1 protein-coding gene is annotated in these 2431 nt (G+C 49.2%); it reads right to left on the reverse strand.

The features are described from left to right. The coding region (locus ABD128_RS11400; RefSeq protein ID WP_343990522.1) for a Calx-beta domain-containing protein at positions 1-2431 on the reverse strand (2431 nt) is incomplete at both ends.

A 2431-nucleotide genomic window follows, 5' to 3' on the forward strand; every position in this document is an offset into this window, starting at 1 on the left:
GTTTCCGTTCCAGAGACTGCCGTGTAGTCACTACCCGCTGTCGCTGTGCCGTCGTTTGTTGTGTAGTTAAAGCTTACGCCACCTTGTACGTCGCCGCTTAACGTGACCGTGAAGTCCGCCGTTGCTGTGCTTTCATCAACCGTGACATCGCTCACCGAGACTGTCGCGCTGTCATTATCCGTAATGGTGCCTAAACCTTGTGCATCGCTGAAAGTGACCCCCGCGTTGCTTAAACCACTCAAGTCAACGGTAAAGGTTTCGTCGCCTTCAACCGTGGTGTCATTCGTAATCGGTACCGTAATGGTGCGCGTTTCACCCGTTGTGCCAGTGAAGCTCAAGCTACCGCTCGCTGTGGTGTAGTCACTACCCGCGGTCGCCGTTCCATCGTTCGTGGTGTAGTTCAGCGTGAAGCCATCTTGCACATCACCGGTCAAAGTCACCGTGAATACCGCATTTACGCCGTCTTCCGCTATCGAAACATCATTAATCGCAACGCTCGCCCCATCATTATCAGTAATGGTGCCTAAGCCTTGGTTATCACTGAAGGTAACGCTAGTGCTCGTAAGGTTACTCAAGTCCAGCGTAAAGGTTTCATCGCCTTCAACAATCGTATCGTTGGTGATAGGAACGCTGATGGTAATGGTTTCGCCATTCGTACCGGTGAAGGTTTGCGTGCCTGACGTCGCAGTGTAATCACTACCCGCTAAAGCGGTGCCATCGTTCGTGGTGTAATTGAAGCTTACGCCACCTTGCACGTCGCCCGTCAAGGTCACGACAAAGTCTGCATTAACGCCGTCTTCGGCTACCGTGACGTCGCTAACCGCAACCGTCGCAGAGTCATTGTCGGTAATCGTGCCTAAACCTTGGTCATCACTGAAAGTAACGCCCGTGTTGGTTAGGTTACTTAAGTCCAGCGTAAAGGTTTCATCGCCTTCAACCGTGGTGTCGTTGGTAATAGGTACGCTGATGGTAATGGTTTCGCCATTCGTACCTGTAAAGGTGCGCGTGCCAGACGTTGTCGTGTAGTCACTACCCGCTGTCGCGGTGCCATCGTTTGTGGTGTAGTTAAAGCTCACGCCACCGGCGACATCACCATTTAAGGTTACCGTGAAGTCAGCATTAGTGCCGTCTTCCGCTATCGTGACATCATTCACCGAAACGGTCGCTGTATCATCATTTGTGATAGTGCCAATAGCCGTGTCAGTATCAGTTACTAAAGCGTTTGAAGCGCTTAGGTTAACCGTAAAGGTTTCATCACCTTCAACAATAGCGTCGTTGGTAATGACAACATTAAAGGTTTGGGTTTCGCCGTCGGTTCCAGCAAATGTCACTGAGCCCGAAGTGCTGTCGTAGTCAGTATTACCGCCTGTCGCTGTGCCATCAGTAAAGCTATAAGTAACGTCTGTACCACCTGCTACCGAGCCGTTAAGCGTGATAGTAAAGGTTGCGTTTCCAGTAGCTTCGTTAACGGTGACATCTTCAATTGTCACGCTAGCTGCATCATTATCTGTAATCGTGACAGTGTCAGAAGCTGTGCCTATAGTACCGTTACTAACAGCTGAGATGGTGGCGATAACAGTTTCGTCACCTTCTAGTAAATCATCGTTAACCACACCGACATTAATCACTGCTGTTGTTGATCCCGCTGGAATAACAACCGTCGTTGTGCCGTTTGCGCCAGTCAAGCTGTAGTCGCTAGGAGAAGTGGCACTACCTGTGTAACCAATAGTCACTGTAGTATCAGTTGCACTTACTGTGTTTAAACTAACTGTAAATTCACCATCAGCGCCACCCTCAGCCGCCGCCGCAGTAGTAGCAACAACCGACACTTCAAGATTATCGTTATCGTTAATCGTGCCTACTGCACCGTCGCTATCATCGACCAGTGGGTTAGAAGCGCTTAGTGCAACATTAAAGGTTTCAGTACCCTCAACAATCGTATCGTCGTTAATGGCTACGTTAAATTGTTGTGTTTCGCCTGCCGTACCGACAAAAGTAACTGTGCCAGATGTGCTGTCATAGTCGACATTACCACCTGTCGCTGTCACATCCGTGAAGCTATAAGTAACATCAGTACCGCCGGCAACAGCGTTATTCAAGGTGATCGTGAAGACTGCGTTGGTTGCATTTTCGTTAACGGTCACATCTTCAATGGTAACTGCGGCATTGTCATTATCAGTAATGGTGCCTAAACCTTGATCATCGCTGAAGGTTACGCTGCTATTGGTTAGAGCACTTAAATCTAAAGTGAAGTTCTCTGAGCCTTCGACCAAAGTGTCTTCTAAAATCGGCACGCTGATGGTAATGGTTTCGCCATTCGTACCTGTAAAGGTTTCCGTTCCAGAGACTGCCGTGTAGTCACTACCCGCTGTCGCTGTGCCGTCGTTTGTTGTGTAGTTAAAGCTTACGCCACCTTGTACGTCGCCGCTTA

Source organism: Kangiella japonica (genome assembly GCF_039523535.1).
GTDB classification, from domain to species: domain Bacteria; phylum Pseudomonadota; class Gammaproteobacteria; order Enterobacterales; family Kangiellaceae; genus Kangiella; species Kangiella japonica.